The sequence below is a fragment of the Capnocytophaga sp. oral taxon 323 genome (genome assembly GCF_001278825.1).
GTDB classification, from domain to species: Bacteria; Bacteroidota; Bacteroidia; order Flavobacteriales; family Flavobacteriaceae; genus Capnocytophaga; species Capnocytophaga ochracea.
Window position 1 is genome coordinate 2311570 of the sequence record NZ_CP012589.1, and the last position, 13952, is coordinate 2325521.

The following is a 13952-nucleotide window of genomic DNA, read 5'->3' on the forward strand; positions in this document are numbered from 1 at the left end:
GCCCCCGATTTCTAAAAAATATTTAAAAATGACAAAAACAAAACACTTTGACTTTCTTTTATCCATTCGCAAAAACCTATTGACTTACTTAGATAGTCTTACCCCTGAACAATTAGGCTATATCCCAACAGGTTTTTCTAATAACATCTTTTGGAATATAGCACATTGTATTGCTGTACAACAATTCTTATGTTATCAGCTCAGTGGAAATAAACTGCTAATCAGCACTGATTTTTTAGAGAAATACAATCGTGGCACCTTTCCTCAAAAGATTACACCTTCAAAAGAAGAAATCTACCAAGTAAAGGAATTGTTACTCAGTACGGCAAATCAATTAAAAGAAGATTATCAAGGAAGGCTATTCAATGAGTTTCCAACGGTTAAGGTAGGTTTATTTTCTATTGATACTATAGAAGATGCTATGTATGTAAACAATATGCACGAGTCGAGACATTTGGGAACTGTAGTAGCTTTAAACTATTTTAGCTCAAAAATCTAATAAAAAATGGCTTATAGTATAACACTTGCGAATAGAGTTCGCGAATATTTAGCAAAAATTCCCCATATTACGGTGGAAGAAAAAGCGATGTTTGGCGGTTTGGCTTTCTTGGTGAATGACAAGATGTGCATCAATATAGGAAAGGATTCCTTAATGTGTAGGTTTGATCCTGAGCAGACAGAAGAAATTGCCGAAAGGCAGGGCTTCTCGCCAGTGGTAATGAGAGGCAAAGAACTCTCTGGCTATTGCTATGTAGACCCTACGGGGTACAACCAAAAAAAAGACTTTGACTTTTGGTTACAACTCTGTTTAGAGTTCAACAGCAAAGCAAAGAGTTCTAAGAAAAAGAATTTAGCTAATTAAGTCGTAACACGAGTCGTAGCATAACACACAATAAATAAACTCCCCGTGGTGCAAACTGCCTATGCAGCTCGCATCACGGGGAGTTTTTTGTCAATTATCAATTATTAATTGTCAATTATTTTGTATCTTTGTGTCATCAATAAATAAAGTAAAGCTAATCGATATTATGAATAGACGTAAATTCTTTCAAACCACTGTCCTCAGTGGGGGACTTTTAGCGGTTCCGTCACTAATGAGTTTCTTACCTGAAAAAACTACTGACAGCAATGTTGTAGCAACAGGATGTAGCCTTAAAATTACATTGGGAGATTTGGAGCTCTTTCTCCTATCTGATGGATATATGAACGTCACTCCTCCTCAATCTATCTTTGCCCCTCAAATACCTAAAAAGGACTTTGTAAACCAGATGCAAAAACTGTATCTCAACCCCGAACTGATGCAGATGTCGGTGAATATATTGCTTATAAAATCGGCTAATAAGTATATCTTAATCGATGCAGGTAATGGCAAACATTCTGGGAAAACCAATATAGGAAGACTCCCCGAAAATCTCATAAGGATAGGTGTTTCTCCTTCTGATATTACTGATGTATTTATCACTCACGCTCACGGCGACCATATTGGGGGACTTACCACTCCCGATGGCAAACTCACTTTCCCTAATGCGCAATGTTATATCAACAAAAAGGAATACGACTTTTGGCTATCACCTAATCCCGATTTTTCTAAAACTAAATATAAGAGAACTCCTCAGCAGTTAGAACAATACTTAAACTATTCGCGCAATATTCTCAAAGCTCTTGGCAATCATCTGCACTTCTTCAGCGCAGGTGATACTCTTTTTGGGATATTAAAAACCGAGTTAGCCGAAGGACATACGCCGGGGCATACGCTTGTAACTATCATCTCAGAGGGACGTTCGTTAAAGCATTTAGCCGATACGGTTCACTCGCCTTTGCTCATTGCTAAACCCGATTGGGGTGTGTTGTGGGATACTGATTATCAGCAAGGTATTCACACACGCCTACGCGTACTCGAAAACTGCTACAAAGAGCATACACTTATTCTTGCAGGGCATTTACCTTTCCCTGGTTTGGGATATATAGGCAAAGAGAAGGACTACCGATGGGTGCCTTTTTCTTATGCTTCTCCTGAAGATGTAATCATTTAACGAGAACAAATCACAAATAAAATTCTCGTATGCAAACTACTTATACAGAATGCACTACAGGGAGCTTTTGTTAATCGTTAATTGTCAATTATTAATTATATAGTAAAGATTTTCTTACTGTTCGAAAGTATTGGAACAAACTAAAAGAACGACTCAAAAAATAGGGAAATGAAACCGTTACAATTTGTAACGCTTTGAAGTTAAAAGCGTTGATGGAAAAATGTATCTTACTGATGTTGCTGATACAAAGGCAAAAGACTATCTTAAAATTGAGGAATCATAGCACGACACGCAAGTTGTAGCACAACAAACAATAAATAAAATTCACTCAGACTTACCCCTAAATGTTGTTGTACAAAGCGAGAAAAATAGGCGGAGGAAGAAAAGCTAAAAAGATAAGGAAAATTTGTAAAAACTACCGACTTTTGTCTAAGAATCTGCTCAAAATACCGCCGTATACCTTTGTGACGATTTTTTAAGTGAATATGAATATGAAAAAAAATTATTATCTTTGCAATGGTACTCTTAACAGTGACGATGAGTGCCCAAGTAAAACAACAAAATACAATGAAAAAAGAAAAACAAACAGCAGGGCGTGACCGTCTTGGCGATTTCGCCCCTAAATTTGCCCAATTGAATGACGATGTGCTCTTCGGGCAAATATGGAGTCGTGAAGGAGAACTTTCTCCTCGTGACCGCAGTATGGTAACCATCGCTACCCTAATAGGTAGTGGAGCACCTGAATTTACTATCAAAGCCCATCTTACCGAGGGCAAGAAGAATGGCATCAGCAAAGACGAAATAGCCGAGATAATTACCCATATTGCCTTCTATGCAGGCTGGCCTAAGGCGTGGGGGGCTTTCCTTGCTGCTAAAGAAGTCTATGCTAATGAAATAGCTACCGACCTTAGCAAAGGCAGTGCAGGATATATCTTTGCCATAGGACAACCTAATGAGGCGTACAAACAATATTTTACTGGCAAAAGCTACCTAAACGCTTTAGTAGTACCCGATAAGAACAACACTATCAATGTATCCAATGTTACTTTTGAGCCTAGTTGTATCAACCATTGGCATAAGCACACCACTGAGCAAATTCTATTAGTAACGGAAGGTACAGGTTGGTATCAAGAGTGGGGCAAGCCTGCCCGATTGCTCCAAAAAGGCGACGTGGTAGTAGTGCCTATAGGGGTAAAACACTGGCACGGAGCAAGTAATAAGAGTTGGTTTGCTCACCTCTCTATTATGGATACCGCTAAAGCCCAAACCGAATGGTTAGAACCTGTAAGCCAAAAAGATTACGAGAAATTAGGTGCAAGCTGTACAGACAATTAACAAAAAACTAAAAATAAGAAATACAAATGAAAAACATTGAGTTAAACAACGGGGTACAAATGCCCCTATTGGGTTATGGAGTATACCAAGTAGACCCTAAAGAATGTGAGCGTTGCGTAAGCGATGCTATTTCGGTAGGCTACCGAATGATTGACACTGCCCAAATCTATAAAAATGAAGAGGGTGTAGGTAACGCTATTAAGAAAAGTGGTATCGACCGCAAAGAGTTCTTTATCGTTACCAAAGTGTGGATAAGCAATGGTGGCTACGAAAAAGCAAAAGCCTCTATCGAAACCTCTTTGCACAAACTACAAACTGATTATATAGACCTCTTGCTCATTCACCAACCTTTTGGCGACTATTATGGCTCTTATCGCGCTATGGAAGAAGCCTACAAAGGGGGTAAAGTGCGTGCTATTGGGGTGAGCAACTTCTATGCTGATAGATACCTCGATTTGGCATACCACTGCGAGATAAAACCTGCTGTAAACCAAATGGAAACACACGTATTCTACCAACAGCAAGACCTCCAAGAGCTAATGAAGAAATATGACACCAAGCTAATGTCGTGGGGACCTTTTGCTGAGGGTAAAAACGATTTCTTTGCCAATCCTACTCTCAATGCTATTGGAGAAAAGTATCACAAAAGTGCTGCCCAAGTAGCTTTGCGTTATCTCTTGCAACGCGATATTATCTGCATTCCTAAGTCGGTGCGCAAAGAGCGTATGGAACAAAACCTTAATGTATTTGACTTCCAACTCTCAGCGGAGGATATGAGCCAAATAGCCACTCTCGACACCCAGCAAACACTCTTCGCTTCTCACCGAGACCCTGATTTTGTAGAGATGATAGTACAATATGGTAATTAGCAAATTTGCAAATTTGCTAATTAGTAAAATTCCCGTGTGATACTTGTACCACACGGGAATTTTTAATAAAACATCTAACTTGCATCTATTTGCTAAATTCTACTTCAGCATTTAGTTTAGTTATCTTTTCTTGCAATTTAGTGATGTCTTTTTGCAATTTCTCAATACGGCGATTACTTTTGGCTAAATTCCTGTTAGCCCTACTAGCTTTGCGCAATGCCTTTTGAGCTTTGTTCGCTTTTTTAGCACTTGCCGAAGCCGAGTTGGCATCACTAAAAGCATCCGTACGATTGGTAGCTTCTTCATTAGCTTGTGTAGCCTCAGTTTGCAACGACTGATTATCGGTTTGCTCTTGTGTGAGTTTCATTTGCAATTCGTTGAGCTCAGAATTGAGTTTTAAGGCTTGTTGTTGTTTTTCCAAGCGTTTCATCTCTGGTGATTTAGCTGTACCACAGCTCGCTAGCATAAAGGAAGCTAACACTCCCATTAAAAGTACTTTTCTCATAATTATATTATTAATATTTTAATGTTGCAAAGGTAATACATAATTAACAAATGAGCAAATGAGGAAATTAGAAAATTAGTTATCTTTTTTACAAAACCTTACAAGTTGCTCAGTAGCCTCTTGCAAACTCCGTTTCCTTACTTTGGTTTTCTCAGTAAAAAGGTCGGTAGTTAGGTTAGCAGCTTGTTTATCAATACTCGCTTTCCAATTGCCTACAACTCTGCCTTCGTGCAGAATAACTGGTTTGAATATACCAAACTTATTGTGTGCCTTTGCTTCGTGCTTTTTGTCGAGAGCTACCCAGCGGCTTTTATAGCCTATCAGATACTCATCGTATGGCGGAAGCAAATGTATTGTTTTTGCGTAATTGGTAGCCTCAAAGTTATTGCGATACAGATACATTGGAGTACTTTCTACCAAAACTTCTTCTAATTCAGAGGCAATCCCCTCAATAGCTTTTTTACATTGCATTTTAGGCAATCCCGACCACCACACAAAATCCTCTAACGAGGCAGGCGAATGACTCCTGAAATACTTCTGTGCCAGTCGTTTCAAAGCTTTATCAAGGGTAATAACAGTTGTTGTGGGCACTCTTTCGGACAATAGAGCCCAAGTAGCTTCCTTGCCTTGCATTACCCCCGAACACAAAAGTCCTTCAATCTCAGCACGCAATAATAGGGGGTTGAGCAGTTTGTCATCAGGTAAAAATCCCAAAACTGTGAGTCTGTTAGCAATAGCTTTTTTAGACAATGACTTACCACCAACTAACAATTCACGTAGAGCGTGGGTTACCTCCTCAAAGTAATTTTGGGCAAACGCTGTACTGATACTCTTTTGCCAAGATTGCAAAGTACTCAGATTGCGTTCCTTGCATAAGGGGAGTAACCAGCCTATATCCGTTTTGCTCACCACTTGCACCGTACAACGCAAGAGATGAAGGCGCAAAAGTTCAGCCTTAGCAAAAGCTTCTTGGAGTTGGGTTAATTGCGGAGTACATTGCCGTATACCTATCGCCCAACGGAAATAGTTATAGTCCTGTGCCTGTATAGCCCCTTGCCACACTACAATATCCTCAGGTTTTTCATATTGAGGAGAAAGCAATTGCTGGTGCAACAATCTCAGTGTAATAGCCTCTTGCCTACTTATTGTTCTCATCAACTCATCTGCTTATTAACTAATTGATTCATCTTGGAGAGCGTTTCCTCTATCATCGCCATACGCTTCTTTACTTTCTCTACTGAAGCATCTAACGTGTACCCCTCATCAAGGAGTTCTTTGATGAGGAGTATTTTTTTGATATTAAGGTAATCATACCGGCGGTTTTTCCCTTCCTCTTCTGTTAAACTGCTGATAATTCCTTTCTCTTCCCAATAGCGTATTTGTCGGGTAGGGATACCAGTGATTTGCGATACTTCCCCTATGCCCACTACCAATTTCCGCAGAAAATCAAAGTCTAACAAGAGTTCTTTTTGTACTTTTTTTGCCATAGATTGTAAATAAATTACGAAATAAGTTGCAAATATACAAATAAATACTTTACCTTTGCATTTTGTAAATAATCTACAATTAAAGAAGATAATTAACAAATGAATACAGAACTTAAACAAACTCTGCAATTTGTCTTTTTTATAGCAACACCGCTTTGCTTGGTAAACAGCTTTATTACAAGCGATAAGTTTAATCTTTGGAATGATTGGGGACTGAAGTTTTTAACCTCTTACGCAATATCATTTCCTCAGGCAGTACTTTATGTTTCCTTAGTAAAATGGTATAAAAGAAGAAAATGTAAAATCAATAAACAAATATCAAAATGAAAAACTTAAACAACAAGAATGCCGTGATTACCGGCGGAAGTGATGGTATTGGCTTAGGAATAGCCAGAGCCTTTGCCCGTGAGGGCGCGAACCTATTGCTCATAGGTAAAGACCCTGAGAAACTACAAAGAGCCCAACAAGAGCTACTAAATGAGTTTGGCGTGCAAGTACACACCCTCTCTGCTGATTTATCAAAAACAGAGACAGTAACTGAGGTAGTGAAAGACATTGAGCGACTGCTATCTACGGTAGATATTTTAGTAAACAACGCCGGTTTAGGCAAGTTCGTGCCTTTTGAGCAAGTGGACGATGCCTTATACGATGCCCACTTCAACCTCAATGTAAAAGCACCTTATTTCCTTACCCAAAGTCTGCTTCCTGCTTTGGTGAAAAGCAAGGGGAATGTCATTAATATCTCGTCGTATTTTGCCCATAGAATGCTTCCTAACCGCGCAACAACCGTTTATTCAGCTACTAAAGGAGCGTTAAACTCTTTTACCAAGGCTTTAGCTTTTGAAATAGGACAGTTGGGCGTACGCGTAAATGCCATTGCCCCTGGAAGTATTTCTACCCCGCAATTCAACCGCAATTTGCAAGCTCTTACCCCCGAAAAACAAGCCGCTTTTGAGACTATGGTAAAGGAAATTTACCCTTTACAACACATTGGCACGCCTGAAGATATAGCCAAAGCTTGTGTATTCTTAGCCAGCGACAATGCTTCGTGGATTACAGGCACTGTGCTCGCCGTTGATGGCGGAGTCACTACAAATTAAAAAATTGCCAATTTCTTAATTTGCTAATTATTACTATTTTTGTCCAACGATAGCTTTTGCAGTAGAATATGCACTTAAAAAATACAATAATTAAAATAAAAAAACTCTTTTTACTGCTATGTGTATGGGCAGCACTCCCCGCTGTAGCGCAAATCTCCGACAACAAAATCCTGATCATAGATGTGAGTTACCTCGAACAAGGTAGTAATTACGGACAGTTAGGAATACATTTCAACTGTTATGACAGCAAAAAGTTTGCGCTATCAGTGGGACTTGCGGGCAACTTTCGTTCGGAAAACAGATTAGTCGCTATCCCTGAAGCACAACTCTCTGCTTGGCTAAGAACCGATGAGTCTCACAGTGGTTTTATAGATATCCCTGTGCTGATGTTGCGTCCTCAACTGAATTTCTCCCCCTATTACTTTGCCCCCGAAGCTGGTTTCCAAATCCTCTTTTTATGTAAAAGTATAAAATAAAAGATGGGTAATTGTTGTGAGTATGATTATTTTTTGTACCTTTGCACCGAATTACAGAAATGAACACTTGGGGTCGACCGGTTTTGACAGTAAGTGGCATTAAATAGTAAGCATACCGAGCTGTGAAATGAATGCTCGATAATCTCTATTTCAAAATTTTAAATGGCGAGAATAACTACGCTCTTGCTGCCTAATCTGAAGTTTAGTAAGATTGCTGGCTAAGTCCCTACAAGGTAGGGAAGCGAGATGTCTCTGAAAAGCCCTTGTTGACGGCGTTTCGTACAGAGGCACCATAAAAGTCAACATTGAACCTGCGGTACGCTTCTGCTAACGGTTCTTAAGCAAAGGAAGCTAAGCGCAAAATGGGCGGTGCTCGGTCAGTTTTGCGACGAAAATCAAACGAGGACTAAGTATGTAGAAAGCTTTTTGATGACTTATTTGGACGAGAGTTCGATTCTCTCCGACTCCACATTACAATTTCATTATAGAACGAGAACTAAATAGAAAAACACGTCTATTTAGCTCTCGTTTTTTTATTCATTTTAGGTGCCTTATTCACTATATTTGTTATATTTTTTCATTTATTTATCATTAAGTAGTAAAGTTATTGGCGTTTTCTTGTATTATCTTTATATTTGCGCCTTTAATAACAACAAAGATAATAATGAATACGCTCTTTACTATCGGCATTTTCCTTTGCTTTTTCCTCTCTGTATTGCTCTTTGCCAAACGCCCTCAAGCCTTATCGGATAAGGTATTGGGGATATGGTTGGTGTGCATTGGTATTTATCTGCTGAATTACTACCTGCATTATTTGGGCTATTGGGAGAAATATCCTCATTTAGTAGGAGCGACGCACCCTTTTCCGCTTTTGTTTGCTCCTTTTGTATATTTGTACGTATTGGTGTGTTCACGTGAAGACCAACATTTTCATTGGCACGATAGCTTGCACTTTTTACCTTTTTTGCTCACCTACGTTGTGATGTTTCCTTTTCTTTTTGGCTATTCGGCGGCTGAAAAAGCAATGATAGACCAAGCCGATTACCATAGCCCGTATCAATGGTTATTTACAACTTCGTTTGTAGCTTTTGTGACCGTGAGTGTGGTGTATATTGTATTGGCTTATCAGAAAATCAATCAGTATGAGCGGGTAATAGGCGACAATTTTGGCTATAACGAAGGTATTAGTTTGCAATGGCTACGACTGTTGCTCATCGGGTTCGGGCTGATTTTCTCAGTGATGATAGTGGGATATATAGTGCAATTTCTCTTAGAAATAGAGATAGGAGTTAATATAGAACTTATTTTCTTAACACTCTTTGTCTTACTTATAGGGCTTATTGGCTTCTGGGGCATACGGCATCAGGGAATTTTTAGTGTTGAAAAACAAAAGCCTTTTATAAAGAATTTAGTCTTGTCTGACAATTCTCATAGGTCAGACAATATCGAACCTTCTTCATTCTCCAAAACTCCTGAATACCGCAAATCCGGTTTGAAAGCGGAAGATGCAACCAGCTTACACCAACAGTTGCTCACACTAATGACTACCGAAAAACCTTATCTCGAACCTAAACTCTCTTTAGCTCAATTAGCTGAAATGTTAGGTGTACTTCCTAACCACCTTTCACAAATTATCAACCAATACGAAGAAAAGAATTTTTATGACTTTGTGAACAGTTATCGTGTCGAAGAGTTTATCACCTTGGCAAAGAAAGACATTGATAAGAATTTTAATCTTTTAGGGCTTGCCTATGAAGCGGGCTTTAACTCTAAGTCCTCTTTCAATCAAGTGTTTAAGAAGATAACAGGTAAAACACCAAGTGAATTTCTGAATTAGGTGCGAGAAGCATAGTTTAGCACGTCCAAACTCTCACGCTCCCCCTTCTTTCCACTCCCTCCGATCCGTCCGCCCCGCACAATTCTTCCCACGAACAAAACTTCCCTAACCCCTTGCGTCACTACCATTTGTCAATTGTCAATTATCAATTGTTCATTACAATTACGTCCATTCCCTCACGCTTGGGCGATGCACCTTGTTTTCCACCATACCTTTGCCCCAGAATTTTAAACGTATTACGCAATGAAAACCTTTTTGAGCATCGTTCTTTTTTTAGTGCTTCCGCTTGTAGCACACGCACAAGATATTACCCAAACACTTAGAGGTACTATTTATGACCAAACCGGACAGATAGAGCTCAGCAAAGCTACCCTTATAATACCAAATATCAGTTATAAAATAGAATTTTGACTTCTTATCTTTTACCTCTTATCTCTTATCTAAATAAAATGAAAAAATATAATCATCCTATTTTGTTTTTTACCCTTTCCCTTGTGATTCCTTGGGTATTGTGGTTTGTGGTGGCTTATTGGAGTCACCAACCCAAAGCTCCTAATGCTTTTTGGACAGGCTTTTTTGAATTGGCAGGTTTATTGGCTCCTGTGGGCGTGGCTACCTACCTCTTTACACGCAATAAGGAACTATTATCCGACCTTAAAGGGCGTTTTGTAGGCAAAAAATTGCTCACCAACCGCTATTTTTGGATTACCCTCTTGTTTCCACCCCTTTCCATTGTGGTGGCACAACTACTTTCGCTTGATTTAGGGCATAGCCTCGACCAGTTTTACATTTCGGGAGAGCCTAGTTTCAGTTCAGCACCTTTCAACGCTTGGTTTGTGCTCTGTTTGGCGCCAGTGCTCGAAGAATTGGCTTGGCATACTTATGGCACTGATGCCTTGCGCAGCAGGTGGACGCTTTTCACCTCATCGCTCATCTTTACTGTGTATTGGGGGTTATGGCATTTGCCCTTGTTCTTCATAAAAGACTACTACCAAAGCAATGTACAAGCTGAGGGGTGGCTCTATACAGCTAACTTTTTTGTGAGTCTGTTTGCCTTTGTGTTTATCATCAACTGGCTGTATTACAAATCGGGGCGCAACGTGCTGGTAGCCATATTATTCCATTTGGTAGCCAATATTTCCAACGAAATCTTCGCCACCCACCCCGACAGCAAACTGATACAAACAGGCTTATTCGCCCTACTCGTGGGGTATATCCTCATAAAAGAGAGACGATTGTTTTTTAGTAAATAAAGCCTCCGTTCCACCGAAAAAGCCAATCCTCAAAGGTAAGAAATCACTGATATTCAGGTAGTGTTCGGTGAATCTATAATTAGTGTCCTGTGTAGACCCACTGTAGACCCACTGTAGACCCACTGAAGACCCACTGAAGACCCACTGAAGAGCCACTCTAAATTCGTTTAGTGTATAGTTAAAATATATCTATCTGTCATTTGTCATTCGTTATTCGTTATTTTATTTGGCGGTTAGTAAATAAAGAAGTACTTTTGTTAAACCAAATTGTATTCTGACTATGAAGAAATCAAAATCAGGTGTCATTCATTTTCTTATCAAAGAAGAAGGCGGACGGCAACACCCTCCTACCGGTGAGGTCTATTATGCCACCACTTACATCGAGCAATTGCCTCAACCAAATTGGAGCATTATTATTGAATTTGAAGAGCCTATGAAAGAGAGTGAATACAGTGCTTTGTGCCAAGTGAGGTTTCTCTTTGACCACGCCCCCGCTTATATCTTAGACGAACTTCACGAGCTCAACGTGTATGAAGGCGCTAAAATCGTAGGAAAAATTGTGTTCGATTAGTTATTTTTCGTCAAAAATTTAGCCAAAGTTTAAACATTAGCTAAGTTGAAAGTCTTAAATCAATTTATTAAAACAGTATGAAATCATCAGAAAAAATATTATTAGCCGGAGCGACCGGTTATTTAGGTCAGTTTATATTAGCTGAACTCTTAAAAAAAGAATACCCTACCCGCATTGTGGTGCGTAATAAAGCCAAGTTACCTCCCGCCTTACTTACCCACCCGCTATTAGAAGTCGTCGAGGCTGAGGTAACAAAACCCAATACTTTACTCGGTGTGTGCGAGGGGGTTACCCAAGTGATTTCCACTGTCGGAATTACTCGGCAGAAAGACAAACTCACCTACGAGCAAGTAGATTATGCAGCTAACAAGAACTTGCTTGACGAAGCACTGCGCTCAGGGGTACGTAAGTTCATATATATTTCCGTATTAAACGGCGAAGCACTACGTCCTATTGCCATTGGGGCTGCCAAAGAGCGTTTTGTAGATACCCTTAAAACCAGTGGAATGGACTACTGTATCGTGCGTCCATCGGCTTTTTACAGCGATATAGCTACCATCTTTTCAATGGCAAAAGAAGGTAAAGTGCGTCTGTTTGGCAAAGGACAATACGCTATGAATCCCATTCACGGCGAGGATTTAGCCGAGGTGTGTGTAGCGCAATTAGAGAGCTCCGAAAAGGAAGTGAATGTAGGAGGGGCTGAGGTGTTCACCCAGTATGAAATCGCTACTTTGGCTTTCGAGGTGTTACATAAGCCTGTGAAGGTTGGTTTTTTGCCTGATTGGGTACGGAAGTCCGTTTTGAAAATAGGCAAATATCTCTTGCCTAAAAGTGCTTACGGCACTATAGAATTCGTTTTCACCGTAATGGCAATGGATTCGGTAGCGCCAATGAAGGTAGGAAAACATAGGTTGAAGGCATTTTTTGAGGAACTTCGAAATAAATATTTGCATTTGTAGTATAAAATTACTATTTTTGCAAAGTTATTCTCTACCTCTATGCATCATATTCGTAAAAGCAAATGGAAAACTATTACCACCGTAGGCTTCGCTTTATTTGCGATGTTCTTTGGGGCGGGTAATCTTATATTGCCTCCGTTCATAGGTTTGAGAACGGAAGGGGAATGGGGTATGGCGTTGTTAGGCTTTTTTATCACCGCTATTTTAGCTCCTTTCTTAGGGGTGTTAATGGTGGCTAAAACAGGCACTCACTTCACTGATTTAGGGAAGAAAACGCACCCTTGGCTCATTAAAATCCTTACGTTATTAGTTATTTTATGCATAGGTCCTTTGGTAGCTATCCCACGCACCGCTGCTACTACTTTTGAGGTAGGCATACAACCCTTATTACCTGCTTTTCCTAAGGTGTGGTTCATCGTTTTATTCTTTGCCGTTGTAACCGCATTATCTATATCGAAATCCAAGATTGTAAGCATTATAGGCAGGTTTCTCACTCCTTTTCTGCTGATAGTTTTAGTACTGCTTATTGTTTTAGGCGTATGCTTTCCTCCTGATAGTATTACCTCTACGGCATTTACTGCCACCGAAAGTTTTTCCTTAGGTTTCTTAGAAGGCTATCAAACAATGGATTTGCTGGCTTCGGTTATCTTTGCAGGTATTGTTATTGCAGCAGTAATAGATAGTGGCTATACCTCACGCAATGAGCGTGTTTCTGTTACTTTTGCGGCTGGAATGCTTTCTACGCTCTGTTTGTTGTTTATTTATGGAGGGCTTATTTACTTAGGCGCCACTACCGATTACCCTTTAACTGATAGCGTACAACGCACTGAGCTTTTGTTACACATTTCTCATTCTGTTTTAGGAAAATGGGGTACTATCACTGTTGCCTTAGCTATTGGTTTTGCTTGTCTTACCACGGCTATTGCTCTTACATCGGCAGTGGGCTTGTTCTTTGAAGAAGTAACTCACCAACGCATCCCGTACAAAGTAGGTGCTATAGTCTGTACGCTCATTTCAGTAGTATTATCAATTAACACGGTGGATAATATTATCAATTATGCGATTTATATTCTGCTATTTATATACCCGATAGTCTCTACTCTCATTATAACCGTTTTATTCTTCGACCGCTTTGTAAATAGCAAATTACCCTATATTTTAAGCGTATTGGTCACTGCTATTATTTCCACTATTGATAGCTGTCAAACATTAGGACTTCCCTTTTATAAGCTTTATGAAATTAAAGACCTATTACCTTTGAGCGATTACGGTTTAGAATGGTTTTTACCTGCCTTGCTAACTTTTATTATTACAGCTTTCATAAAAAGCTTTAAGAAGAAATAATTAGCGTATTATTTGCGGTTTTGATATTTATTTGTACTTTTGCGCCGTCTCATAAGGGGTGCTGTAACAGGCTGAGATTATACCCATTGAACTTGAACGGATAATCCCGTTGAAGGAATGAAACTAAGCAATTGGAGCTTGTTTTTGCTTTTGGGTAGCATAAACAGGCTTTTTTATTTTATT

At 39.5% G+C, this 13952-nt stretch carries 18 protein-coding genes, 1 other RNA gene and 1 riboswitch; of the genes, 15 read left to right on the top strand and 4 right to left on the bottom strand.

From position 1 onward, the window contains the following. Positions 1-28 precede the first annotated feature (28 nt). From AM608_RS10090 to AM608_RS10110, 5 genes are all read left to right on the top strand, one after another. Complete coding sequence (locus tag AM608_RS10090; protein WP_034554180.1) at positions 29-499, top strand: DinB family protein; 471 nt, start codon at positions 29-31, stop codon at positions 497-499. Between the two features lie 6 nt (positions 500-505). Further along, positions 506-862, top strand: a complete 357-nt coding sequence (locus AM608_RS10095; protein WP_034554179.1) for a TfoX/Sxy family protein — start codon at positions 506-508, stop codon at positions 860-862. A 166-nt stretch (positions 863-1028) separates the two neighbouring features. Beyond that, entirely contained in the window at positions 1029-2033 is a 1005-nt protein-coding gene (locus AM608_RS10100) for an MBL fold metallo-hydrolase (protein WP_053581655.1), read from the top strand. A gap of 567 nt (positions 2034-2600) precedes the next feature. Then, positions 2601-3368, top strand: a complete 768-nt coding sequence (locus AM608_RS10105) for a carboxymuconolactone decarboxylase family protein (protein ID WP_253273476.1) — start codon at positions 2601-2603, stop codon at positions 3366-3368. A 26-nt stretch (positions 3369-3394) separates the two neighbouring features. Continuing rightward, on the top strand, positions 3395-4237 hold the full coding sequence (locus tag AM608_RS10110; RefSeq protein WP_053581657.1) for an aldo/keto reductase: 843 nt from the start codon (positions 3395-3397) through the stop codon (positions 4235-4237). A gap of 85 nt (positions 4238-4322) precedes the next feature. On the opposite strand, the gene AM608_RS10115 is transcribed toward AM608_RS10110, so the two are convergent. From AM608_RS10115 to AM608_RS10125, 3 genes are all read right to left on the bottom strand, one after another. After that, a complete protein-coding gene (locus tag AM608_RS10115; protein WP_053581658.1) occupies positions 4323-4742 on the bottom strand; it encodes a hypothetical protein in 420 nt (139 codons plus the stop codon). Between the two features lie 75 nt (positions 4743-4817). Then, complete coding sequence (locus AM608_RS10120) at positions 4818-5897, bottom strand: winged helix DNA-binding domain-containing protein (RefSeq protein ID WP_053581659.1); 1080 nt, start codon at positions 5895-5897, stop codon at positions 4818-4820. After that, positions 5897-6229, bottom strand: a complete 333-nt coding sequence (locus tag AM608_RS10125) for a MerR family transcriptional regulator (protein ID WP_053581660.1) — start codon at positions 6227-6229, stop codon at positions 5897-5899. The genes AM608_RS10120 and AM608_RS10125 overlap by 1 nt, the downstream gene beginning before the upstream one ends. 99 nt (positions 6230-6328) lie before the next feature. On the opposite strand from AM608_RS10125, the gene AM608_RS10130 reads away from it, so the two are divergent. From AM608_RS10130 to AM608_RS10150, 7 genes are all read left to right on the top strand, one after another. Further along, the gene (locus AM608_RS10130; RefSeq protein WP_009420217.1) at positions 6329-6556 is read left to right on the top strand and encodes a hypothetical protein; all 228 of its coding nucleotides are present in this window, start codon (positions 6329-6331) and stop codon (positions 6554-6556) included. Further along, the gene (locus tag AM608_RS10135) at positions 6553-7329 is read left to right on the top strand and encodes an SDR family NAD(P)-dependent oxidoreductase (protein ID WP_053581661.1); all 777 of its coding nucleotides are present in this window, start codon (positions 6553-6555) and stop codon (positions 7327-7329) included. Before AM608_RS10130 ends, AM608_RS10135 begins: the two co-directional genes overlap by 4 nt. A 68-nt stretch (positions 7330-7397) precedes the next feature. Then, on the top strand, positions 7398-7805 hold the full coding sequence (locus tag AM608_RS10140) for a hypothetical protein (protein ID WP_253273477.1): 408 nt from the start codon (positions 7398-7400) through the stop codon (positions 7803-7805). Positions 7806-7874: 69 nt separating this feature from the next. After that, positions 7875-8277: a transfer-messenger RNA gene (gene ssrA, locus AM608_RS11890) on the top strand. Between the two features lie 192 nt (positions 8278-8469). Further along, positions 8470-9642 (top strand): AraC family transcriptional regulator, encoded by a 1173-nt coding sequence (locus tag AM608_RS10145; RefSeq protein WP_053581662.1) that lies wholly within the window; start codon positions 8470-8472, stop codon positions 9640-9642. Between the two features lie 243 nt (positions 9643-9885). Continuing rightward, positions 9886-10053 (top strand): hypothetical protein, encoded by a 168-nt coding sequence (locus AM608_RS12180; protein ID WP_157466328.1) that lies wholly within the window; start codon positions 9886-9888, stop codon positions 10051-10053. Between the two features lie 38 nt (positions 10054-10091). Beyond that, positions 10092-10895 carry a CPBP family intramembrane glutamic endopeptidase gene (locus AM608_RS10150; protein WP_053581663.1) on the top strand — a complete coding sequence of 268 codons (804 nt, stop codon included), beginning with the start codon at positions 10092-10094 and terminating at the stop codon, positions 10893-10895. On the opposite strand, the gene AM608_RS12185 is transcribed toward AM608_RS10150, so the two are convergent. Continuing rightward, entirely contained in the window at positions 10842-11051 is a 210-nt protein-coding gene (locus AM608_RS12185; protein ID WP_157466331.1) for a hypothetical protein, read from the bottom strand. The genes AM608_RS10150 and AM608_RS12185 overlap by 54 nt on opposite strands. 124 nt (positions 11052-11175) lie before the next feature. On the opposite strand from AM608_RS12185, the gene AM608_RS10155 reads away from it, so the two are divergent. The 3 genes from AM608_RS10155 to brnQ all read left to right on the top strand — a co-directional run bounded on the left by AM608_RS10155 (position 11176) and on the right by brnQ (position 13769). After that, complete coding sequence (locus AM608_RS10155) at positions 11176-11466, top strand: hypothetical protein (protein WP_053581664.1); 291 nt, start codon at positions 11176-11178, stop codon at positions 11464-11466. 77 nt (positions 11467-11543) lie between these two features. Then, the gene (locus tag AM608_RS10160; RefSeq protein ID WP_053581665.1) at positions 11544-12425 is read left to right on the top strand and encodes an SDR family oxidoreductase; all 882 of its coding nucleotides are present in this window, start codon (positions 11544-11546) and stop codon (positions 12423-12425) included. A gap of 39 nt (positions 12426-12464) precedes the next feature. Beyond that, the gene (gene brnQ, locus AM608_RS10165; protein WP_053581666.1) at positions 12465-13769 is read left to right on the top strand and encodes a branched-chain amino acid transport system II carrier protein; all 1305 of its coding nucleotides are present in this window, start codon (positions 12465-12467) and stop codon (positions 13767-13769) included. A gap of 44 nt (positions 13770-13813) precedes the next feature. Then, positions 13814-13904, top strand: a riboswitch (TPP riboswitch). Positions 13905-13952 lie beyond the last annotated feature (48 nt).

Coding starts and splice junctions, on each gene's coding strand:
- AM608_RS10090 (WP_034554180.1), top strand. CDS start 29: ATGACAAAAACAAAACACTTTGACTTTCTTTTATCCATTCGCAAAAAC.
- AM608_RS10095 (WP_034554179.1), top strand. CDS start 506: ATGGCTTATAGTATAACACTTGCGAATAGAGTTCGCGAATATTTAGCA.
- AM608_RS10100 (WP_053581655.1), top strand. CDS start 1,029: ATGAATAGACGTAAATTCTTTCAAACCACTGTCCTCAGTGGGGGACTT.
- AM608_RS10105 (WP_253273476.1), top strand. CDS start 2,601: ATGAAAAAAGAAAAACAAACAGCAGGGCGTGACCGTCTTGGCGATTTC.
- AM608_RS10110 (WP_053581657.1), top strand. CDS start 3,395: ATGAAAAACATTGAGTTAAACAACGGGGTACAAATGCCCCTATTGGGT.
- AM608_RS10115 (WP_053581658.1), bottom strand. CDS start 4,742: ATGAGAAAAGTACTTTTAATGGGAGTGTTAGCTTCCTTTATGCTAGCG.
- AM608_RS10120 (WP_053581659.1), bottom strand. CDS start 5,897: ATGAGAACAATAAGTAGGCAAGAGGCTATTACACTGAGATTGTTGCAC.
- AM608_RS10125 (WP_053581660.1), bottom strand. CDS start 6,229: ATGGCAAAAAAAGTACAAAAAGAACTCTTGTTAGACTTTGATTTTCTG.
- AM608_RS10130 (WP_009420217.1), top strand. CDS start 6,329: ATGAATACAGAACTTAAACAAACTCTGCAATTTGTCTTTTTTATAGCA.
- AM608_RS10135 (WP_053581661.1), top strand. CDS start 6,553: ATGAAAAACTTAAACAACAAGAATGCCGTGATTACCGGCGGAAGTGAT.
- AM608_RS10140 (WP_253273477.1), top strand. CDS start 7,398: ATGCACTTAAAAAATACAATAATTAAAATAAAAAAACTCTTTTTACTG.
- AM608_RS10145 (WP_053581662.1), top strand. CDS start 8,470: ATGAATACGCTCTTTACTATCGGCATTTTCCTTTGCTTTTTCCTCTCT.
- AM608_RS12180 (WP_157466328.1), top strand. CDS start 9,886: ATGAAAACCTTTTTGAGCATCGTTCTTTTTTTAGTGCTTCCGCTTGTA.
- AM608_RS10150 (WP_053581663.1), top strand. CDS start 10,092: ATGAAAAAATATAATCATCCTATTTTGTTTTTTACCCTTTCCCTTGTG.
- AM608_RS10155 (WP_053581664.1), top strand. CDS start 11,176: ATGAAGAAATCAAAATCAGGTGTCATTCATTTTCTTATCAAAGAAGAA.
- AM608_RS10160 (WP_053581665.1), top strand. CDS start 11,544: ATGAAATCATCAGAAAAAATATTATTAGCCGGAGCGACCGGTTATTTA.
- brnQ (WP_053581666.1), top strand. CDS start 12,465: ATGCATCATATTCGTAAAAGCAAATGGAAAACTATTACCACCGTAGGC.